The organism is Flavitalea antarctica, from assembly GCF_054461535.1.
Genome location: NZ_JBTLQG010000008.1, coordinates 36,583 through 59,618, shown reverse-complemented (window position 1 = coordinate 59,618; position 23,036 = coordinate 36,583). Strand labels below are relative to the sequence as shown.

Genomic DNA, 23,036 nt, shown 5'->3' with positions numbered 1-23,036 from the left:
GAATTTTACACGATAAAATTTTGATTTACCCGATAAAATAATTGATGGAACAAAAATCTTTAATCGAATAATAGAATTAATGCGAAAATATTTAATCAGCCGATTTTCAAACAGCCGTCGAAGTTGCCTTGCCTTGATCTTTTTCCTGGCTATTGGAACCACTGTTTGTGCCCAGCAGCCATATCAGAAGCCGGCCCTTGAAAATCAAAAATCGTGGACCCTGATCATGGTGCCTGATCTGCAGAACTATGCAAAATGGGCCAGGAATCAACCCATCATGGACCTGATGATGGCCTGGATCGTCGACAACATCGACACACTGAATATCAAAATGGTGATGGGCGTGGGTGACCTGGTAGAGAATGATGAAAAGATCACCAATGATTATGACGGCGACCAGACAACGCAAAGCCAATGGCAGACTGTTTCGAAGGCTTTTGCTAAACTCGATGGCAAGGTGCCATATGTAGCGGCAACAGGTAATCATGATTATAGTATCGACCGGGAAGGAAACCGCACCTCGCATTACAGTGAATATTTTTTTACCGAACGAAATCATCTCAATCAGAAAATCCTGGTTCAAAATACCCGTAACGAGCAGGGTAAACCAACATTGGAAAACTCCGCCTATGAAATCAGGGGATTGAATGGAAAGGATTACCTGTTTATCACTGTAGAATATGGTCCGAGGGATACTGTCCTCACCTGGGCAAAGAAAGTAACAGCAATGGACCAGTACAAAAATCACCGGGTCATCTTATCGACCCATAACTACCTGGGTAAAAATGATGCACACACTACCGGCGAGGTAACCTGGCTGTACTGGGAGCCATATAATGTCGACAACATGATCCAAAAATCACCCAGGATAAAATTGCCGAACGCGAACAACGGTAAACAGATCTGGGAGAAACTGGTTCAGCCCGCTTCCAATATCCACCTGGTATTGGCAGGACATATCGCGGGTGAAGGTTACCGGAAGGATAAAAACAAAACAGGTAAATCCGTTCACCAGGTTTTGTTTGATTCGCAGGAAATGGGTGGTGGTCATCGCTATGGCAACGGTGGCGACGGGTGGCTGCGCATCCTCGAATTTTTTCCGGATAGCAAAACCGTAAAGGTGAGAACCTTTTCACCCTTGTTCGGGATTTCACCCACAACACAACAACATGCCTGGAAAAAAGATGCGAGAAACGAATACACCTTGACGTTTGACTAAGAACTTGAACGGGATAATATTACCGGCTAGTGAAAAAATATTGATGATAATATACATTAAAAAAACCCTGCTAAACTTATATAAATAAATCATCTACGCTGGTAAAGATGGGACTGTGACCCTACAACTAAAAGAGTGTTTTGCTAACTAACAAAGAGATCTATGAGAATATTAGTAACTGCCCCTTATCATGAAAAAGGCTTGTTTGATCTGAAGCAGGACCTGGGAGAGGTAATCTATCGCCCCTGGAAACAGCTGGGCCGTGCCTACAATGAAGATGAATTGACTGCCCTCTTATATGAAACGGAAGCGGAGGCGCTGATCACTGAACATGACCATGTCACGGCGAAAGTAATTAACGCCAATGCACACCTGCAATTTATCGGTGTTTGCCGTGGCACCCCATCCAATGTCGCACTGGAAACCGCGACTGCACATGGCATCCCGGTCTTCTACACCCCGGCCCGTAATGCGCAGGCCGTGGCTGAGATCTTTATCGCCAACGTGATTACTTTTCTTCGACGTACCCTGCCCGCTATCAACTGGCTGCGGTCCCGTAAATGGGACGAAGGGGCACATACCTCTTACCTTGAATTCAAAGGCAATGAGCTGGCAGGTAAAAAAATCGGCCTGGTCGGCTTCGGGGCAATTGGTCAGCTGATCGCAAAACTGGTCGAAAATTATCCCTGCGATATTGCGTACTACGATCCTTACGTTGATGCTTCAGCTTTTCCATCTTACCAGCAATTAACTCTCGAAGAACTTTTTTCATCCTGCGATATCGTCTCAATTCATCTTCCCGTGGCGCCGGAAACAAAAGGCATGATCGACCGGAAATATTTTGACCTGATGAAACCGGACTCCATATTCGTAAACACCGCCCGCGCCATAGTTGTAAACCGGCAGGACCTTTACACGACGCTCTCCGAGAACAAGATCAGGGGCGCCATCCTTGACGTTTTCGATAATGAACCACCGGATGAGCTGGATTACCGCATCATCGATCTGGAAAATGTTTTACCCACGCCGCATATCGCCGGAGCCACCCACGAAGTAGAAGATCATCATGTCCGGATTCTAAATGAAGCACTCATTACCTGGTTTGTACATGGTAATCACGATGGTGGCAGACTTGCCAACAAGGAGATATTATCAACCTATAGTCAGGGATAGAAAGTTGTATCAAACTACTGAAAGGCAAACCTTACAAACACCTTAAGCAATGTATGGGGTTGGGTAGGGAGGTGATGAAACATTTCAGACAAATAACTGTTTAATCCGCTTTGTCACCACCGAGCTAAACAATGCTTACCGGCGATATTACAAATGGTTCAGGAGTTCTGCAGATACAGGTACCATTCCTAAACCGGTGGCATATTGATTATCGCCTGAGTTAGAGGACGTTTAGCATACTGCCATGGATAACTTGGGCGATATCGAGGACTGGTTGGAAGATTCGATTGATAAAGCCGGCAGTTTTAGTTTCCTCGATATTTTGTTGGCCCTTGCCGCCCCGGTTGCGGCCGCTGCGGTTGCCGCGGCTGCACTTATTGATGCGCTGCTTGGAGCAATTACTACCCTCACGGTGGCGGGTATACGCGCCGCTGCCTGCCTTATTTATGAACAGTTATATAGTGCTTTTCAGAATTTCCGACTGGCAGTTTCAATGAACGGGCTTGCCTACCCGATGCAGGAGCATCTTGATTAGATAAGATTTCTACAGTTTAAGAACACTTCCTTTCTGGATACCGAACTGATTGTGGCAGCTGATCTTAAAAATTTCTTACTAACATGATTGTGATTCTCCCCGGCGGCGACATTCTTGCAAAGCTTTTTCATCGTGAAAAGCATCTTACTTATCCCCGCCAGGCACGCCAAGCGAGCCAGGTTCAGTGATGGGCGCACCCGATTCGTACTTCAATAAAACTTCATTATGGTATGCGTTCAGTGATATTCCATTAAGCAAGGAGTTCATAGATGAGCTGGCAACCCTTTCGGGTAACGAAGATGCATTCAGGACTATACTCCGGAACCGGGTTGCAGCAAAGAAATCACCGACACTTGGGAATGCTCTTATGCTGACGGAAGAAATTTATAGTGGCAAACTATATGAGATAAGACTAACCGAAGATAATCCAAACAATGTTAAGACTGTTTTTAATAATCTGCTAATAGCGTTGAAGAGTAAACACTTCAATTTTAGGTTGGACGACACAACTGGAGATTTATATTTTCACTTGTGCAAAGAATATATTGCCCAGATCAACGCAGAACTCACGGCGGTACACAAGCAATTGGTGGCAAATGACCTAATCGATATAACATGAGTTTCTATAAATGAATCCGAGACTAGCCTTGAATGATGTATCTCCGGTTTTATCAAGAACTTACTGATTGAAAATATGGTCAAAATTATCCGAGATTAGAATGCGTTCATGGCTAAGGTACCTCTAGTCCGCATTAAATATGGACCAGACGTCCCTAAACACAGGCAGCAGTTATATTACCGGGGTACTTGTTAGAGTTATAGGATGGATTCAAAATGTGCCTTTTGAGCTTAAACCCAAGGCTCATTGGGCAGTAAGCTCTTCCAACTCTGGATCATCCTCGTAATTAAATTCATCCATAAATACTTGATTGACCCTGTAGGAGATAATCTTTTCGGTTTCATTTTTGGGAAAACTAATCGCGTAACCAATGATGGGATTTTCTATGCCAGAATTTTCCCATCCTTTAGGTGTTGGAACGAGAGGATAGATCAAAAGGAGTCCTTGAGTTGTTGGTCTTTTTGCTCTTATATTTTTGCCGGAGGGAATGGTTGGGGCTGTAAGACCTTTATTACTTCTCGTACTGTTCCTCCAATCCTCTATCGTCCGGCTAAGTGCATCTTGGTATTCAATGCTATTCAAATCAAAATCTATGAACTCGTGTGTTGGATCGATTATATGGCTTTTACGTAATTCGTAGTAGTTGCCTTGACCTTCGTTATTATCACTTCGCATCGTTAGTCCAACACTTACAAACTGATTGTTAATTTTAAAGAGTTGAGGTTGTATATCCCGCTGATTTGAGATAAGTACTATTGTCCAACTCAACAGATAGCCGGCTTTTACTTGTTCTTTTATGTATTCAATAATCTTTTCCTTTTCCAAATTGTTCTCGCCATTGTATCCATCTAAGAATCGGGTGACGTCCGAGCTATTATCTTGTTTATACCATACATAGCTTTGGCCATTTTTTGGTTTTGCTGGGCCGAGTGAATTGACAAAGCTCGCTGTGCGAGTGTAGTTTGACTCAAAAATCTTAATGTCTCGTTTAAAGGACCATGTCTCACGCAATTTATCGGCAAATGACAGTTCCATCAAGTGGCTGTCTCGCATTTTGTTAGTGGCTGTAATCTTCAACACATCTGGATGCTGGCGGACTTTGACTCCATATTCTTTAGGAGTCTTTCTCTTTAATTTCATATCAGCGAACTCTGCCCGTAACTCTTCTGATGCAACAGTTATGTATTTATACCATCTCGTAAGCTCGTCGCTTGTATATAATCTACAAAGATCTAAATAGCCTGGCCGATACCCAAACCAACGTCCCATTTGCATAAGCGTATCATACATTTTGGAGGCACGCAGATAATAGCTTATTGACAAACCTTCCAAGGTGAGTCCTCTGGATAATTTATTCCCTCCCACTGCGATCACGGTAAGTCCGGTCTGCCGATAATTGTGATAGTCTAGTGATGTAACGTTATCGAACTCCAGGCCCTCTTGACTAGAATCTCCATGAATAGCGCGGATTTGAATTTTCGAGGCGGCTTTATTTAACTGGGATTGAATTTCATTCCAGTCCGCAATCGTAAAACCTGAGTTTTGATAAGCCGGTATGGAATTTATTTTAGCCGTTGTGCCAATAAAATCCCTTTCATATAAATTTTTTATTTCGGCGATGAGTTGACTGTCTTCCTGCTGTATAAGTTCTTGATAACTTCTAACCAACCTAGTAATCAAGGTGGCAGTTTTATTTTGCCATCGCACAAAGCGGGTGACATGCACAAGCATCGAATTGTGAACTTCTATTTGACCTCGAGTGCGGCGGATAGCACAAACAAGGATAAAAGATAGGATCGCCTGTTTTAAGCTTTCCGGCAATTCTTCGGGTAAGGGATCAGATCTCCGGTGTTTATCCGGGAAAAATTCAAGATAGTCTGCATCAAAAAGATCTCTAAGAAGCGGAAGCCCTTCCTGACCCTGAGGGGATTCTAGCGTAAAATTTGGGTCAATGCCAAATATTTCTTTTGGTCCAATATAATTGGATGGAGGAGGAATATTTATAATAAAGTCTTTAGGAAATAAATCATTTGTAAGATTTGACCAAGTATTAGGGTTTTGAATATCTAATCCACGAATAGAATAATCTGGTCCTAATGGAACCGGTATAAATACATTAGCAAATGGTGTGGCAGTATACCCTACATACGCACTACGTTGAAAAAGTGAGAGCAAAGCTCTGATTAATCCATTAATGGTTGACGCACTTTCGGATGATACATTAATTGAAGCGTTGTCTGCTTCATCATCAATGACAAGCACTGGCATCTGTTTGACTAATACATGTCCGTCTTGGAGGGTTTCTGCACGTGACGCAAACCAGCTTATTAACTCTTTAAGCACTGTAGTGTTTTTCTTTATAACAACAACAGTCTGCCCAGAGCGGGGATTTGTGCCTGTCACATAGCTCGAACTGGTTTTGAAGTCGCCATCCATGGCACTGTTTGTGAAATAATGTGGCATGTCAGCTGGACCATAACTACTGACACCTATTTGTTTACTTGCACGAGTATCCCAACCCAGAAAGCCTGCGTCAGTTCTTAGTTGGGTTTGCGAACGTAAATCGTTAGTTGTACCTGCAAGAATTACAATAACTTTATAGCCGTAATCAGCTGCTTTGCAAATTAAACCTGTATAATTGCTAGTCTTTCCTGATTGTACCTGTCCTACAACTAAGCCTCTCTTGTCCCAGTCTCCCTCTGACAAAGGATCCTTAAGATGATCTAATATATCGTCGGTGATGTCATCAAGTTTGTGAATTGTATCAAGTGCAAATCTTTGCTCTTTTAACAAATATTTTGTGTACCTATCCCAAAAGCGTTTTTCAACAAATCCCTTTCTATGATAAATCCATGGTTCATAATTTTCCTCCAGTGTTACATGTCTTTCCGAATCTACACTCAACTGTTTTTCCAGATAGGAGTATACATAATCAATGTTAATATCGTTTTCATTGAAAGACTTTTTACTTCTCTCAATATCTCCGATTATCTGTTCCTTGGTTATCGGTTTGATCCTATTGTTCAAAAAGGTAAGTGCATTTTGAATCAAACCTTCATTCTCAGTTCTTATCCTGTCAATCTCTCTTTTCAACTCGGCAAGTTCGATTTTGATTTCATTCGGAACTTGTCCGTCTAAAGCATATTCGTATAGTTTTTGAGCTTCTACGAAGTCGGCGTTGTCCAAAGCAATATATGCTGCGCTTCGAAAAAGTACCGATCGAGTTGGTTCAATTGATTGGTTGTACAAAGCTAAGGCAGCCTTCTTTTCATAAGTAAGGGCGACTTGAGATAGCTGACGAAATTTTTCAGTATCTCCAGTACGAAAGGCCATCAAAGCCAATTCTGAATTATCTAATGCAAGACGATGGTCTTTTTGTATTTCCTCCTTATTCATAAGCGTTTCTTAGTCCTGTTTTTACCCTGGGTTTGTTAAAATCTACAATAACTACAAATGCTGGCAGGAAGGTGCCGTCGGACTTCTCGGACTGTCTCATTTTTATTTCAAACCGTTGTTTGAGTTCTTGATCTGTTCCCTTGCGTATCCCAGAAACTTCTAATCGAACCTTATTTTGAAACAGAAACGAATCCTCCGATCCAAGCCAATAGTCAATTCCTGATCCTTTTCTCGATTTCTCAATCGCTTTCACATCAAGTTCAATGGACGCCATCAAAATGGCGATGCCATAAGCCCCTTGCTCAGTTGTAAACGGTTCGTCATTCCATGTACGCTTCATTTGGTCGTTAACAACGTAGCGGGTGATAGGATATGATTTTATATAATGTCCCTCTCCGTCTAAATTAACTGTCAAGTCGTGCCCTTGACTTTCCAAACACACCGAGGCGGCATGGGCAAAGTTCAAACCTGCTGCCGGGGTCATGAAATGATGTTGATTTGTTTCAAGTTCTTGTAAATCTATTTTGATCATATTTGGCGCAGGTATCGTTTACTTTTTTGTTCTGAAAAATGTTTAGTATTGGGCAATTATTATTTGACTAAGTAATTAGTTTCGATAGTTTATCCAAACATCCGCAATACACTAAAAAATGCGAAAGATCTTAAATAATAAGCCTGTTTGTCAATAATTCAGAACATTTTTCGAAATCTGTGTAGCCATTAATGGTGGCACCGCGTTACCGATCTGTCTAAAGGCTGCTGTTCGATTCCCATATTCTTTAACTCCTTCGAAATAATAGTTGTCAGGAAACGACTGAAGTCTTGCTGCCTCCCGAACAGAAATTGATCGATTCTGTTCGAGATCCGGATGAATATAATAATGTCCATCCTTCGCTATATGAGCAACAACCGTTTGTGAGTAATGGAGATTACCAGCAACAACTTTAAATCTGTCAAAAAAGGATACCCTATTTGCATGTGTTTTTAGTCTAGCGGGTAAATCGTTATAATTTAGTCGTTGCTCATAATCTGACCATTTTCTAACTGCAATTTCATAAATCAGCTTGTCCTGCTCTGTCTGCGGTCGCGATATATGCTGGGTCAAAATCATATCTTTCTCTCGGATCGCGGTTTCGTTTAAATACTGGCTTGGGAGATCGACATAATAATCAAATCTATCCCTTCCTTGTCCTGCAGCTATCTTCGGCAAATCATTAAAAAGGTCTTGAACATAAAAGTTTTTTGTTGACTGTTTCAAGCTTGACATCGGAAGACTTGGCTTAAAATCGTCTTTCCATCCGATAATCAAGACTCGCTTGCGGTTTTGGAGAACGCCAAAGGCTGTCGCTTCAACTTTAAACAGCTCCATGCTATACCCTTTCTTCTTGAAGAGCTTTTGCATTGCCTTTAAATACGATCCCTTATCTGCTGATAGCAAACCCATCACATTTTCAAACACAAAGAACTTGGGATTATATTTTTCTAAGTATTTAGCATACTCCACGTATAAAAAATTCCGGGGATCACCTTCCATTCCATCCTTGGATCTGGCTCTACCGACTAAAGAGTATGCCTGGCAAGGCGGACCGCCGATTACCAAATCAACCGGAGATCCACCTAGTTGTTGAGAAATTTGTTTATGAATCTGGCGATTATTTTTTTCACCTATCGGAAGGTTGATCACTCCGTCCAACTTTTCTTTTGGGACATGGCTGTATAATGTACCACGATCTATCTCTTTCTTTAAATATTGGTGATATATATCAAGCTTGCCTTCGTCTTTTAAATGATGGTATGCTGTTCTCGTCTTTAATGTAAAACAAGCGGCGGCATCAATTTCCACATGTGCAACCGGAGTAAATCCTGATGCGATGAATCCTTCTGAAAGTCCTCCAGCGCCCGCAAATAAATCTATAAAGTTCATGAATAAGTCAATCTACGATTTTCCCAGGCAATTTAGCAAGAGTTTCTTGAACTTTGTTAGGTTTTAAGTCACACTCCCAAATAATTATTATTTTCCAGCCTGCTTCAGTCAGTTGTGTGAGACCCCTCAAATCATTAATAATATTTTTACTGATCTTTTCCAACCACCATTCTCTTCGTGTTTTTGGGACTACGTAATATCTACACCCAGCGTGTCCATGCCAGAAACAACCGTGCACAAATATCACAGTTTTGAATTTAGGTAAAACGATGTCCGGCTTTCCTGGGAGGTTCTTCACATGTAAGCGGTATCGAAATCCTGATTTATGCAAAAACGCACGCACCTGGATTTCGGGCTTAGTATTTTTGCCCTTAATCCTGCTCATATTATAGCTGCGAACTTCGCTTGAATGAACATCCGACATATTAGGTATCAAGTTATTTACTAAATTAAATGAATAACCATAAAAGAAGTATAAGGTTGATTTGGACACTATTTGAATTTCCACATACTGATACTTTTTTTCCAAGACATTGAAGTATCGGATCCTAAAAGTAGCCTGAAGAAGAAGCGGAAAAATATTTAGGTTTACAAAGTCTCCAACTGTCTTTTTTGCAATTCTGCAAGGTAAAGAACTCCTATGCGGAAATAATGCATGCCAGATTAGTCGTTATAAACAATTGAAAATGATGATAATACTTTTGAAAAACCTGCGTTAATACAGAAAATGAAATAAGGATATTTTTTTCAACTAACTGCCAAATGATTGATTACTCAAAGTATGCCACAGCCTCTGCAGAGCCAGAGGCATCTTCCATGATTGAAACCTTCCGGGCAATAGGTTACAGTATTCAAGCTGCAATAGCTGACATAGTCGACAATTCCATCTCGGCAGATGCTAAAAATATCTGGGTTGATTTTGACTGGAAAGGAGCTGACACCTGGATTTCTATAAAAGATGACGGCACCGGCATGAATAATGAGGATTTAATTCAAGCATTACGGCCTGGAAGCAGAAACCCCAAAGACGAACGTAGCAAGAAGGATCTTGGCCGTTTTGGGTTAGGTCTGAAGACTGCGTCGTTTTCCCAATGCCGGGTACTTTCAGTAATATCTAAAACGGGAGGGGAACGAGAGATATGCTGGACCTGGGATCTTGACTACGTGAACCAGGAGAGAAAATGGGAATTGATCAGTTTCACACCTCGTCAATTTGAAAATAGCTTTCAACGTAAACAATCCGGGACCATAGTCGTTTGGAACAATCTAGACCGACTCGTAAAAAACTTAAACGAAGATGATCAGTCCGCCTTTGCTAAGTTCCTTCAAATAATGGAACAAGTGAAGCGGCATCTCGCAATGGTTTTCCACAGATTTATCGAAAACAATAAGATCAAGATCTTCTTTCAGAAAAGAGAAACTTCTGCATGGGATCCTTTCATGGCAAATGATGCTGCGACTCAAAAGTTTCCCGAAGAGCCAGTTCTCCATAAAAGCGTCAGAATGAGGGGATTCGTCCTTCCACATAAATCGAAATTGACAGAACAGGAATTTCGGGAAGGTGAGGGACCTGGGGGCTGGAATGAACAGCAAGGCTTTTATATATATCGCAACGAGCGCTTACTTGTAGCCGGGGAATGGCTTGGTATGTATCGGAAAGAGGAACACTATAAACTTGCGAGAATTAAAGTGGATTTACCTAATAACATGGACGCTGAATGGCAAATAGATATTAAAAAATCTGTTGCACGCCCACCTCTGGAATTGAGGGATCAAATGAAAGCTTACGCAGGTAAAATCCGATCACATGCAGTGGAAGTTTACAGACATAAAGGAAAAGTATTACAACGAAAGTATGGTTCAGTTGATTTTCATTGTTTCTGGCTGGAAAAATTGAGACACGGCAAAAGGTTCTATGAAATCAACAGGGAGCATCCACTCATCCAGAATTTTATCAATTCGGGAAGCGTTAGAAAGGTTGATCTTCATCAACTACTTCGTTTCATAGAAGAAACGGTACCTGTACCGCTCATTACAATCAAAGAAAGCGAACAGCCCGAACTTCAGGGTCAACCATTTGAAGAATCTGATCATCAACCAGTAATTCTTGCGATGAAAAAGATGTATTCAAACTTAATTGAAAACGGAAAAGGCTCCGAACAGGCTAAATCCATTATTCTAAATATAGAACCGTTCAACCTGTTCCCTGAATTTGTTGAACACCTCAAATGATATTGTAATGCAAAATGCTATCAGAACAGCGCGTACTCTTCTGCCTTCAAACGGCTCCATTACTCAGTCGCAGATAGACGACGCAGTTGACATCATTCTTAACATTCCTTTATATTCACACGTTGATAAAAATTCACTGATCAAAGAAATTCAGTCAATTTATAATGTGCGGGTGGACGAATTTAGAATTATTGAAGGCAAGGATAGGAGGCTTCCGTGGATTAATGATAGGAAATCTCAGATTTGGCAGGTCGGGAAACCAACTTTTTGGGGTCGGTACAGAGATTATCTTGAGGTCGAAAAAAATTTTCCTCCTGACGTTTTGAACAAACTTGACAGGTTGACAGATAGGGTACTCGACGGATTATTTGATCCAATAAAAAATGTCATTATCGATAAACGTGGACTTGTTGTGGGTCAGGTCCAATCCGGTAAAACTTCAAATTACACTGGAGTAATTTGCAAAGCCGCCGATGCCGGATTTAAGTTCATAATCGTATTAGCAGGTATACATAACAATCTTCGGAGCCAGACCCAGCTACGGGTCGATGAGGGGTTTCTCGGCTTTGATACTCAACATCAGCGGGCTTTTAATCAAAATAATCGTTGGCTTGGTGTTGGCAAAATCGATCAGAGTATAATCGCACATTCACTGACATCCAGTCTGGATAGAGGCGATTTTAGTTCAGGTGCAGCGAATGGCCTAGGGATTAATTTTAATACCAATGAGCCTATAATAGCGGTTGTAAAGAAAAACGCTGGCGTATTAAATCGCTTGTATCAATGGCTTTCCGCTCAGGCGAGTGAAATGCCTGATGGTAGAAAGGTAATTAGTAATAAATCGCTATTATTAATCGATGATGAAGCTGACAACGCTTCCATAAACACAAGACCGGAGAACGACAAAGCCACGCGCATAAATCAATTGATTAGAGATATATTGAGGCGTTTTGACAAAAGTGCTTATGTTGGTTACACTGCAACACCATTTGCTAACCTCTTCATTGATAAAGATATTGACGATCTCTTTCCTAAGGATTTTATAGTTAATCTTCCATCACCCTCGAATTATATAGGTCCGGAAAAAGTTTTTGGCTTTGAACCTGTACGCGAGGATTCGGTAGCCACCGGAGTTTTACCCATTTTGCATCAGATCAGTGATAGTGAAACATTCGATGAGGAACTATTAGGCGACCCTCCAGCATCGTTGAAAAAGGCTGTGAAATGCTTTATACTTACTTGTGCAATTAGAAGATTAAGGGGTCAAGGTAACTACCATAACTCAATGCTTGTGCACATTTCGCGATTAATTTCAGTGCAACGCCAGATTAAAGAACTAGTGGAAGGCGTTTTTGATTTCTACCGCCGTGGGATAGAAATGAATATGGAAGCAATCATTGAAGAATTAAGAATCGTTTTCGAAGTAGACTCCAGCGGATATGATTCATATGTTACTACATCGTCTGAAATAGTCAATGATTCTTTATCTACAATTGATAGCCAAATCCAAGTCCATGACTGGAGTGATGTGCTAGTCCATCTAAATGATGCAGCTTCAAGGATCACCGTAAGAGAAATTAACGGAGGTTCAGCAGATGCTTTGAACTATTTTGACAATCCGAACGGACTATCAGTAATTGCAATTGGCGGTGATAAATTATCGCGTGGCTTAACGTTGGAGGGTTTGTCAGTCAGTTATTATTTGCGAGCTTCAAAAATGTATGACACGTTAATGCAAATGGGTAGGTGGTTTGGATACCGACCGGGTTATGTGGATCTATGCCGCTTATTCATAAGTCGTGAGTTGAACGAATGGTTCTGTCATATAACTTTGGCCTCCCAGCAACTGCGAGAGGAATTTGATTACATGGCTGATGTAGCTGCAAGTACTCCCGATAAATATGCTTTGCGAGTAAGAACACATCCGGGTGTGCTTCAAATTTCCGCATCAAACAAAATTAGAAGAGCTGTAGAAGTTCGGGTGTCATGGTCTGGTCGATTAATCGAGTCTTATGAACTCAGCAAAAATATCGATATAAGGCAGAGAAACTATGGTGCAGCTGCGAGACTAATAGAAAACATGAATGCAGTCCACGAAAAAATCGGTCCAAATTACCTTTACAGAGATGTGCCGTTGACTAATATTAAATCTTTCCTTCAGGCATTTCGGACGGATGACAATCTTAAATCCGCTTCAACTACCAACATTTTGCGTTTTGTTGAATTGAATGAGCATTATCATGAAATGCAGAAATGGCGCGTCGGGGTTATTTCAAAAGAAAGAGGGGGAGTGAAACATCAATTTGCGGGATTAGACATTAAGCTGATATTGAGGAGGCAAGACGCAAAATCGAATTCACAGGTCTATTTCATCAGGAAGTCACATATTATAAGTCCGGGCGATGAATTTATAGATCTTACAAGCGAAGAGTTACAAACTGCTCTGAAACAAACAGCAGATCATTGGCGAGAAAGCGGTAAGACCGGAATGCCCGATTATCCAAGCGGTGAAATTGTAAGAAATACTGTGCGCAAGCCTGATAAACCGTTGCTGTTAATTTATTGTCTCGATCCTACAGGAGCTAAGCTCGAAGACGATTTGCCAATAATAGGTTACGCAATAAGCTTTCCTGGTAATGATAGAGATGATGCAGTAAGCTTCGCAGTACATGAACAGTTATTGAACGAATTTGATCAGCAGGATGATCTGGATTTAACCTTGCAAGAAGATGATGAAGATTATTGAAATTTGGGATGCTCTTGAAGCTGACTGGACATTTGATACAGGTCTTTTACTCAGGCGCTATTCTGCTCAGATTTTGCCAGATGTTTACGTTGCGCTAAGTCAGACCGAAGGGAAAAGATCCTTAGCTATTAAGCTTGAAGCGAATCAGGCGGTTAACCTCTCCAGATATAGCAATTTGAGAGATATCACTGTAACGGTTACTGCGGATAGAAAGGAAAAGAATCTGAACTATCTGATGATAACGCTTGCCACCAGCGAACATCACGACGTTTTCGCCACATTATGTGAGGATTTAATCAAAGGGATTGAAAGTTTGCCTGATGAAGAAAAACTTGTCAAAGAATTGTTGAACCGGTTCGAAAAATGGAAATCTCTATTTGAACGCTCGTTTTCAGAAGGATTGTCACCAGAAGAGCAGCGTGGCTTATATGGTGAACTTTATTTTCTGCGTAGCTGGCTGCGTATTTCGGAAGATTATTGTCATTGTATCGAGGCGTGGACTGGCCCCGAACTGGAATTGCGGGACTTCCAGATTGGCAGTGTCGGGATCGAAGTTAAATCGACTCAAGGAAACAATCATCAGAAAATTCATATCAGCAATGAACGTCAGCTAGATACTTCCAAGCTCGAAAAGTTGATTTTGTGCCATATCTCACTGGAATCGCAAAACGAGAACGGCGAAAATCTAAATGGAATAGTTGAATCAATCCTGCAGCTACTTTCCGTTGATTCATTGGCATATTCACATCTTAAAACAAAACTGCTACACGCCGGTTATTTTGCGCATCACTCACCGTTGTATGATAAGCGCGGGTATCAAATAAGGACTAATAACTATTACAATGTACGTGAAAACTTTCCCCGAATTGAAGAGAGCAATCTGCCTCCAGGTGTTGGAGACGTTAAGTATACGATCATAGTCAGTGATTATTCACATCTCATAATTCCCGAAACAACAGTTTTTAATCTAATAAGCAAAAATGGCAACCGCCCTTGATAACCTTCAATTAAGTAAGTTTTACGAGAACATAAACCAGGACATTCGTTCGCAACAAGTGACGAATGAAGAAGGTGGAACGCTCGAACAACTGTTTTCCGATTTTGCTTCAACTTTACTGGCGGAATCAGGCGAAACAGAAAATGTGCGTGTTGCATATGATGAAAAGGTACTGAAATCGGGAGTGCAGCATAAGATAAATGCGTATGCCGTAGCAGATAACTATGAGACCCTGGATTTAATAATCTGCATTTACAATGGCACTAAAGAGATATCGACTATTTCAAAATCCGAAGTTGACAAAGCTGCCAAGAGGGTATCAAATTTCTTCAAAAACGCCATGTATAAAGACTACGTCAACGAGATCGAAGAATCTTCTGAAATTTTTCAACTTGCTCACGCACTCGCAGAATCAAAAGATATAAAAGAAACGTTGGTCCGGGTAAATGCAATTATTATTTCTGATGGAACATATGCAGGAGAGGCGCCAGCAAATCAAACAATATCCGGTTACCCGGTTTTTTTTAAGGTTGTTGATATCAATTATTTGTATAATATTTCTGAAAAATCTCATATACCCATTGAGATAAATTTCAAGGGTGATGGATTTAAGATACCTTGTATCGCAGCACCTTCATCCAATGAAGAGTATCAGTCTTATCTCGCAATCATTCCCGGCGACGCATTAGTTAACATCTACGAACGTTTTGGCTCGAGGCTTCTCGAACAAAACGTGCGATCGTTCTTACAATTCAGCGGTAAGGTTAATTCCGGGATACGAAAAACCATTCTAACTGAGCCGCATATGTTTTTGGCTTTCAACAATGGAATTGCGGCTACTGCAGAATCCGTAAAGTTGGAGAAATCGGGTGATGGAAATGGAATGCTAATAACAGAAGTTAATGACCTGCAGATTGTAAATGGTGGACAAACGACCGCATCCATCTATCATACCTGGAAAAAAGACAAAAAGGAAGTTTCTAATATTCATGTGCAGGTTAAGTTGAATGTTATTAAGAACAAGGAAAATTTCAACAATATTGTAAGTCAGATTTCAGAGTACGCTAATACCCAGAATAAGGTTTCTGTATCTGATTTAAGCTCAAATCGACCATATCACATTGATCTCGAGAAGATTTCCAGAAACGTCTGGGCTTCACCTACTGAAGGTCAAACCATTCAAACACGTTGGTTTTACGAACGTGCCCGGGGTCAGTATAAAAATGCCAGGATAAAAGAAGGGTTCACAAAGTCAAGACAGAAAGCATTTGATCTGAAGAATCCAAAGAGTCAAATGTTCTCCAAGGAAGATCTTGCAAAATATGTGAATTCCTACGAAGAAAAGATGGATGGAAAGAAAACTGTTATTGGACCTCATTTTGTAGTCCGTGGAAATCAGAAAAACTATGTTCAATTTATGAATCATAATCTGCCGAAAGCGGTAGACAGTATTTATTTTGAAGATACTTTGGCCAAAGCTATTTTATTTCGCACTGCCGAGAAAACTTATGGAGTTAAACCACATTCAATCGGGGACATGAGGTATATAACGGTCCCTTATTCAATTTCATATTTAACGTACTCGCTGAAAGCGCCGCTCGATTTATACAAAATCTGGAAGGCTCAGTCTGTGTCCCCGGAATTAAAAGATCTCTTGTATAGCTTGATGAAACAAGTTGAAAACTTCATTAAAAGTAATGCGCCTGGATCTCTTTATAGCGAATGGGCAAAGAAAGAGGAATGCTGGCTTGAAGTCAGAAAACATAAGTTTCCCCTAGACCTGGATACTATTGCAGGAGATCTCGAAAATCGGAAAAGTTTGAACTCAAGAAAAAAATTAACGGAGGAAGATTCGGTTAAGAGTCAGATAGCGTCAGACTTGAGCAAGATAAAATCTATACCTGTAGAGGTATGGCATAAAATCGAGGATTGGGGCAAAGCAACAGGGCATCTGTCCGTTCAACTGCAGAATGTCGCGTGGAATCTTCCTGCCAGAATAAGGAATAATAGTGCTATTTCAGATTATGAAAGGGGGTCGGGCATTAAGATCATAGAAACAATTATTGACAACGCTCCTGAAATACTCCTGGAGATAGAGGAAAGCACTAGCAAAGTTCCAGCGAAAAGTAAGAATAAATAGGAAAAATAAATTTCCTGTTCCGGCGTTTCTACTTTTTATCCTAATTTATCTACCATGGCTGAATTCCTGACCACTAAAAGGATTTCTGAAGAATTAAAAGATATAATAGACCATGCAAAGAATAAATTAATATTGATTTCTCCATATTTGAGATTGTCTTATCCCAATTATGAAAAACTTCAGCAGGCTTCTTCGAGAAATGTGTCTATCAAATTTCTGTATGGTAAGGAGAAACTCAGAGCGTATGACCGTAAGCTACTAAGTAATGTCGTGGGGTTAGAACTATTTTTTCTTAAGGATCTACATACGAAATGTTATTTCAATGAATCGAAGATGCTCATTACATCAATGAATTTGATAGAGTATTCAGAGAGTCACAATCGGGAGATGGGTATTTTATTAGATAGGGCATCTGATGGAAATTTATTTGAACCGGCTTTGAGTGAGGCATACTCGATTTTTTTGTCAGCCAAACCTGACCCATTGACTGCTGAATTGACGATACCTTCAACTTCTTTAAGTACGTCACCTAGCAAGCCAATAAAGCTGCCAGTATTTTCAAGGAAAATCACTCTCTTTACACACGGCCATTGTATTCGATGCAGCACAGAAATTTCACATGACCTTAACCGCCCTTATTGTAAAAAGTGTTATTATCTTTGGAATGATAGTCGAAGACAATACCTTCCTGAACGTTTCTGTCACAGCTGCGGCGAGGCGCGAACAACAACAATGAACAAGCCAGATTGTTCTGAATGTTACACCTCCAATACAGAATCCGAGGCCCATAATTTCTAAACACGGGTTTTGTTTGCATGTGTATTGTTAAATTGCCAATTTTTGCACTCATTCTCCAACCTTCATCAAATGCTGTATGGACAATAAATCATTCCATTTGTTGAAGTATTAAGGCAACAACTGGAAAATTAAAACTAGTATGTGAATTGATTCAGGTAAGATCGAATTTGACAATTACGCTCTGATACACAGAATAACTTATTCTCTATCCCATTGTTCTACTTTTATCAATTTCGTGTTTTCCTCTTGAAAAGAGATATCGTTGAAAACTTCTGCATTTACCAAAATATAGTTTAGATTTCCAGAAAGCCATTTCTGAGTAGTGGTTCTAAATTTTATTTTGAAGAAGCTGGAAGCAACATTAAAAGCTTCACCTTCTTTTCCATTAATTGTAAAATCACCAGCTCCCTTCACATGTTTATTTCCTAATCTTATTGTGCAACGCGATTTTTTAGGTTCTAATCCTGATTCGATCAGTTGTATAACTCCATTAATAATAACCAGGTCAGTCGCAATTCTGTTTGCAGCTTCGAAGACGGTCAAGCGATAATATGGCCCAATTTGGTAGTGATTGTCAGGGTCTACTCTTTTGAAATACCGAATCATACTTACGGCATCACCCGAAACAGGTGGTTTAGGAAACGGGAAAGTATTGAGGAGAGCCCAATACTTTTTCTTAAGGATATGTAATTGTGCTAATTGAATATCATCGGTTTCTGCGCTGGCAAAAGGGTTTGAGAGATTTTCCAGTATAAACTCTCCTGGAGCTGTTTTCGTAAATCGCAATCGCGACGAAGCTTGGATTGAATTGGTGCTGATAACACTTTTTCCAATATGCAGAAGATCGGATCGACCAATGCGACTGGTGTAATTCAATTGATGACGTTTACCGCCAATTGTGATAGCGACCTTGTTCAAATTTGTAAAAAACGGTTTTGCGTGAATCGTGATTCTGAGAATTCCTTTTCCGATGTCAGCATGTGTAATTGTATTGCCTTTATCTGGCAAATCAAAGTAATTTGTCATTATATTTATAAATTCAATCTAATATATGAAATAATTCATCCTATAAAATAAGATTTAGCAGCAGATTTAACGGTATAGTATAGTCGCAGGTGCTTTAACTAACCTAAAAGCATCTTTTTAAAATTTTTAATTAGGTGAATGTGTTTTTGAAAAACCTTAAAATTTCGGTATGCCCAACGATTTTGATGCTATAAAAAATGCATTGCTTCAATTTAGAGATGAGCGTAATTGGGAACAATTTCATGACGCGAAAAACCTGGCAATTGCGTTATCTATTGAGGCATCTGAATTAAATCAATTGTTTCTCTGGAAAAAGGATGCAGAAATAGCGGAGGTTAAAATAGACCGGCTAAAGGAAGAGCTGGCGGACGTTTTCGCTTATGCCTTTTTACTGGCGATTAAATATGATTTCAATGTGAAGGAAATTGTGCTCGAAAAAATTCTAAAAAATGAAGAAAAATATCCTGTAGGTAAAGCAAAAGGAAAATCTGCCAAATACGATGAGTTATAATTGAAAATGATTGTTAATGATTGTATATAATGCTACCAAAGCTCAGTTTAATGAGGATGTATTTGACGATATTATAGACAAGAAAATTCTTGGATTTTTTAAAGATAAACTAGGACGGACGACTTCTAAAAATGAAATTTCTTCTTGGCGAAATTCTCTGAGTTACATGTCTCAGGTTCTTCAGGATCCGGAAATTCCAAGAGATTGTGGGGTTGCTCTTGAATATCAAATACCTCAATCAGGCAAGCGGCTTGATTTTATTTTAACTGGTACCGGTGAAAACAACAAGGAATATGCCGTTCTTATTGAGCTAAAGCAATGGGAAACGTCCCGCCTCTCGACAAAAGATGCGATTGTGTATTCATTTGTTGGAGGCAATGAACGAGAGATGGTGCATCCTTCATACCAAGCCTGGTCTTATGCGGATTTGTTACAAAATTTCAACGAAACTGTTGAGAAAGATCGGATCTCGTTAACTCCCTGCGCCTATCTTCATAATTATCACGCCGATAATGTAATCACAAATGAACATTATAAATATTATTTAGACAAGGCGCCTGTCTTTCTTCGTGGAGAAGGGATGAAGCTACGGACGTTCATCAAAAAGCATATACGGTTTGGTGACAAAGGGACAATCCTCTACAAGATTGAGAACGGCCGGATTCGCCCTTCAAAAATGCTTGCAGACAGCATGGTTAATATGCTTAAAGGAAAGCAGGAATTTGTAATGATAGACGACCAAAAGGTCGTTTTTGAGGCGGCCATGCAGATGGTTTCCGACGCAAGAGCCGACAAGAAAAAAGTTCTGATTGTGCAAGGAGGGCCAGGTACCGGGAAGTCAGTTGTAGCCATTAACCTCCTCGTTGAAATTACTAAGAGAAAAATGTTAGTACAATATGTGTCCAAGAACGCAGCCCCCCGGGCAGTATACTTACATAAACTTACAGAAACACGATTGAAAGGAGGGGCCTCAAATCTTTTCAAAGGCTCGGGTTCTTTCATGGATACTTCTACAAATGAATTTCAAGCTTTAATAATTGATGAAGCACATCGTTTAAATGAAAAATCTGGTTTATTTGGTAATCTCGGCGAGAATCAGGTCAAAGAAATAATTAATTCGGCTTTGTGTTCTGTTTTTTTCTTAGACGAAGATCAAAGGGTAACACTAAAAGATATTGGCTCAATAGATGAGATAAAAAAGTGGGCTGCACATTTTGATGCGGAAGTTGTGGAAGTTGAATTAAGTTCTCAGTTTAGATGTAACGGGTCCGATGGTTATTTGGCTTGGCTTGATCATACATTGCAAATCCGGGATACTGCCAATACCACGCTTGAAGGCCTTAATTATGAAATGAAGATATTTGATTCCCCTACCGATCTAAAGGATGCCATCGAAAAGAAAAACGCTCTAAATAATAAAGCGCGTTTGGTTGCTGGTTATTGTTGGAAGTGGAATAGTAAAAATAACGGATCTGAATACGATATCATCTTTGATCGAAACGGATTTAAAATGAGGTGGAATTTGTCTTCTGACGGAAGTCTTTGGATTATAAGTAAAGAGTCGGTTAATGAGGTGGGATGTATTCATACTTGTCAAGGTCTGGAGGTGGATTATATCGGTGTAATTATTGGTCCAGATCTTTTGATGAAAGATGGTAAACTTGTAACGAACCCTCATGCTCGTGCAAGTAGTGATAAAAGTGTCTTTGGTTACAAGAAGCTGTTGAAGGAATCGCCTGAAGAAACTAAAGTCAAACTAGACTTAATAATAAAAAATACGTATCGAACTCTGATGACAAGGGGTATGAAAGGGTGCTATATTTATTGCGTGGATAAACAACTCGAAACATATTTTAGAAGTCGATTTTAAGATATTATGACACATTTTCCGCGGAGTTTTATCAATTGGATAAGAGCTACAGGCTTTGCCTTCAAGTTCAAAAGCTATCAAAAATATATCTAATTGATTATGAGTGCATAATATATTTGCTGTCCGCTAGTCATATTTAGCATTCAGCTGTTTTGACCTGACTGAGACGTTGACCTATGCTAGTTTTTTACACGGTTGAAGAATTCAGGAGCATTATTGAAGGCAAAAATCCGATAAAACTTCATTTTTCGTTAATTTGTCTAACAACTTTAGCCAATGGAAAAACGAAATTTGAAAACAGATTTTGATTCATTGAAAGATGACATTTTTTTGATTTTAACAAGAAACGCTTTCGATAGTAATTTCAAAGTTTCCACTCTCGACCAACAAAGAGAGATCGGACTTCTTAAACAAACCATGAACAATGAAAGATTTTTCTTTGTTGTGAACTTGATGGATTTTGAGCTGGAAGAAATTAACGGAGTTAGCAGATACCTTGGATATTCAGAGAGAGATTTCACTTTTAAAAGATATTGGAATGGTGTTATTCACCCGGGGAAAGAAGCGTTAAAATTACTTGCCCGTCAAATGTATGAGATCTTATGCAGTGGTCAATACCCATTAGAATTTATGGTTCAAAGATTTACTTCTATGGTTCCTTTGAAACACTCTAATGGACATTACATCCTAACTAAAAAAACGTCTTCAGTATTTCAATACTCCAGCGATAATAGATTATTATCCTATATAGATGAATTTACTATCATCGGCGATTACAATGGGGAGCCACTTAATCCCAGAATGTGGTTTGATTACAATGAAAAAGATTCGACGCTCAAAAAACAGATGCTAAGTAATATTATGAAAGATTTTGAAGGAATGAAGATATTTGCAGCTAAAGAATTTCAAATAGCTCGTAAGATAGCTTATAACCCCAATATTACACCAGCAGAACTGGCACAAGAGTTTGAATTACAACCAAGTTCGATAAATACTTATTACAAAAGATTTCTAGAAAAAGCTAGAGATTATTTTCAAATGGAATTCGAAAGCATGTCAGATGCTGCTAAATACCTACGACGAGAATGTATTTTATAATTTATTATCAAGATTACAAGTTATTTGTCCCTGCCAGGGACAAGTTTTCTTTTTGATCGTTTCTATTTTTGAATCATAAAATTAAATTTATGAAACCGATCAAATCAATTATCCCAATCACGCTAACATTCTTAGGTATACTTTTTTTAACTTCAGCTATTGCGCAAGTTATTTCGGGAAAAGGATCCTACTCTGGAGCTCCAGGGTTCGAAAGAGGTTATCAAGCAACAACCTATTGCGGAAACTGGCCAGAAAGCTGGATACGCGGCTCCGCTTTCCTTGATAAAAATACCGGAGTTCTTACGATCAGAGTAGGGTTGGAAACAGATGCACTCTTTGCAGGCCCTTCCTGTCAGGTATTAGTCTATATTACTGATGCCAACGGAAATTTACTTGCCCAGGTTGCCACGGCTTCCGTCGGCCGTGGTGGAAAAGCACCTGGAAGAGCTGAGCGTACTGACGTTCAGGCCAGCATGCACTTGAGTCCTAGTATCGTGAGTAACGCCTCATATATCAGGGTCGAGCCGAAATTTTTGGGTTTTGTAGACCGATGGTTCAATGTACCACTCCAAGACGTGTATGATACCGCTGGCAATCTTATCACAGCAGCAATGTTCTTTTTCTAAACATGTTATTGAAGCAACTTAAATTTGTGAGATCTAACAATATAGTTTGCTTGCTCTGTTCACTTGGTAGATCATAGCCAAGTAAAACTTCTCAAATCTTCAATAATTTATTTGAACCTGTCAACT

18 protein-coding genes are annotated in these 23,036 nt (G+C 39.8%); 13 read left to right on the top strand and 5 right to left on the bottom strand.

The window, feature by feature from the left end:
• Positions 1-79: 79 nt before the first annotated feature.
• The 4 genes from ACX0G7_RS10305 (at position 80) to ACX0G7_RS10290 (ending at position 3,546) form a co-directional block, all read left to right on the top strand.
• Positions 80-1,219 carry a metallophosphoesterase family protein gene (locus ACX0G7_RS10305; protein ID WP_458923379.1) on the top strand — a complete coding sequence of 380 codons (1,140 nt, stop codon included), beginning with the start codon at positions 80-82 and terminating at the stop codon, positions 1,217-1,219.
• 162 nt (positions 1,220-1,381) lie between these two features.
• Positions 1,382-2,392, top strand: a complete 1,011-nt coding sequence (locus ACX0G7_RS10300; protein WP_458923378.1) for a 2-hydroxyacid dehydrogenase — start codon at positions 1,382-1,384, stop codon at positions 2,390-2,392.
• Positions 2,393-2,636: 244 nt separating this feature from the next.
• Positions 2,637-2,927, top strand: coding sequence for a hypothetical protein (locus ACX0G7_RS10295; protein ID WP_458923377.1), 291 nt, complete (start codon positions 2,637-2,639; stop codon positions 2,925-2,927).
• 187 nt (positions 2,928-3,114) lie between these two features.
• Entirely contained in the window at positions 3,115-3,546 is a 432-nt protein-coding gene (locus ACX0G7_RS10290; protein WP_458923376.1) for a hypothetical protein, read from the top strand.
• Between the two features lie 243 nt (positions 3,547-3,789).
• On the opposite strand, the gene ACX0G7_RS10285 is transcribed toward ACX0G7_RS10290, so the two are convergent.
• The 4 genes from ACX0G7_RS10285 to ACX0G7_RS10270 form a co-directional block, all read right to left on the bottom strand.
• Positions 3,790-6,942 (bottom strand): Z1 domain-containing protein, encoded by a 3,153-nt coding sequence (locus ACX0G7_RS10285; RefSeq protein ID WP_458923375.1) that lies wholly within the window; start codon positions 6,940-6,942, stop codon positions 3,790-3,792.
• Entirely contained in the window at positions 6,935-7,474 is a 540-nt protein-coding gene (locus tag ACX0G7_RS10280) for a hypothetical protein (RefSeq protein WP_458923374.1), read from the bottom strand. Before ACX0G7_RS10280 ends, ACX0G7_RS10285 begins: the two co-directional genes overlap by 8 nt.
• A gap of 150 nt (positions 7,475-7,624) precedes the next feature.
• A complete protein-coding gene (locus tag ACX0G7_RS10275; protein ID WP_458923373.1) occupies positions 7,625-8,866 on the bottom strand; it encodes a DNA cytosine methyltransferase in 1,242 nt (413 codons plus the stop codon).
• 7 nt (positions 8,867-8,873) lie between these two features.
• The gene (locus ACX0G7_RS10270) at positions 8,874-9,395 is read right to left on the bottom strand and encodes a very short patch repair endonuclease (RefSeq protein WP_458923372.1); all 522 of its coding nucleotides are present in this window, start codon (positions 9,393-9,395) and stop codon (positions 8,874-8,876) included.
• A 233-nt stretch (positions 9,396-9,628) separates the two neighbouring features.
• Here ACX0G7_RS10270 and ACX0G7_RS10265 point away from each other — a divergent pair, with 233 nt between their 5' ends.
• The 5 genes from ACX0G7_RS10265 to ACX0G7_RS10245 are packed head-to-tail and all read left to right on the top strand — an operon-like array spanning position 9,629 to position 17,779.
• On the top strand, positions 9,629-11,098 hold the full coding sequence (locus ACX0G7_RS10265) for an ATP-binding protein (RefSeq protein ID WP_458923371.1): 1,470 nt from the start codon (positions 9,629-9,631) through the stop codon (positions 11,096-11,098).
• Positions 11,099-11,105: 7 nt separating this feature from the next.
• Positions 11,106-13,844 (top strand): Z1 domain-containing protein, encoded by a 2,739-nt coding sequence (locus ACX0G7_RS10260; protein WP_458923370.1) that lies wholly within the window; start codon positions 11,106-11,108, stop codon positions 13,842-13,844.
• Positions 13,828-14,841 carry a PD-(D/E)XK motif protein gene (locus tag ACX0G7_RS10255; protein WP_458923369.1) on the top strand — a complete coding sequence of 338 codons (1,014 nt, stop codon included), beginning with the start codon at positions 13,828-13,830 and terminating at the stop codon, positions 14,839-14,841. The genes ACX0G7_RS10260 and ACX0G7_RS10255 overlap by 17 nt, the downstream gene beginning before the upstream one ends.
• A complete protein-coding gene (locus ACX0G7_RS10250; RefSeq protein WP_458923368.1) occupies positions 14,825-16,981 on the top strand; it encodes an AIPR family protein in 2,157 nt (718 codons plus the stop codon). Before ACX0G7_RS10255 ends, ACX0G7_RS10250 begins: the two co-directional genes overlap by 17 nt.
• A gap of 54 nt (positions 16,982-17,035) precedes the next feature.
• Entirely contained in the window at positions 17,036-17,779 is a 744-nt protein-coding gene (locus ACX0G7_RS10245; protein WP_458923367.1) for a phospholipase D family protein, read from the top strand.
• A 198-nt stretch (positions 17,780-17,977) separates the two neighbouring features.
• Here the strand turns inward: ACX0G7_RS10245 and ACX0G7_RS10240 are convergent, their stop codons facing one another.
• Positions 17,978-18,805 (bottom strand): hypothetical protein, encoded by an 828-nt coding sequence (locus ACX0G7_RS10240; protein ID WP_458923366.1) that lies wholly within the window; start codon positions 18,803-18,805, stop codon positions 17,978-17,980.
• Between the two features lie 169 nt (positions 18,806-18,974).
• Here ACX0G7_RS10240 and ACX0G7_RS10235 point away from each other — a divergent pair, with 169 nt between their 5' ends.
• The 4 genes from ACX0G7_RS10235 to ACX0G7_RS10220 all read left to right on the top strand — a co-directional run bounded on the left by ACX0G7_RS10235 (position 18,975) and on the right by ACX0G7_RS10220 (position 22,910).
• A complete protein-coding gene (locus ACX0G7_RS10235) occupies positions 18,975-19,316 on the top strand; it encodes a nucleotide pyrophosphohydrolase (protein ID WP_458923365.1) in 342 nt (113 codons plus the stop codon).
• 16 nt (positions 19,317-19,332) lie between these two features.
• Positions 19,333-21,186, top strand: coding sequence for a DNA/RNA helicase domain-containing protein (locus ACX0G7_RS10230; protein WP_458923364.1), 1,854 nt, complete (start codon positions 19,333-19,335; stop codon positions 21,184-21,186).
• A 276-nt stretch (positions 21,187-21,462) separates the two neighbouring features.
• Positions 21,463-22,284, top strand: coding sequence for a hypothetical protein (locus ACX0G7_RS10225; RefSeq protein ID WP_458923363.1), 822 nt, complete (start codon positions 21,463-21,465; stop codon positions 22,282-22,284).
• Between the two features lie 89 nt (positions 22,285-22,373).
• A complete protein-coding gene (locus tag ACX0G7_RS10220; RefSeq protein WP_458923362.1) occupies positions 22,374-22,910 on the top strand; it encodes a hypothetical protein in 537 nt (178 codons plus the stop codon).
• Positions 22,911-23,036: the final 126 nt, after the last annotated feature.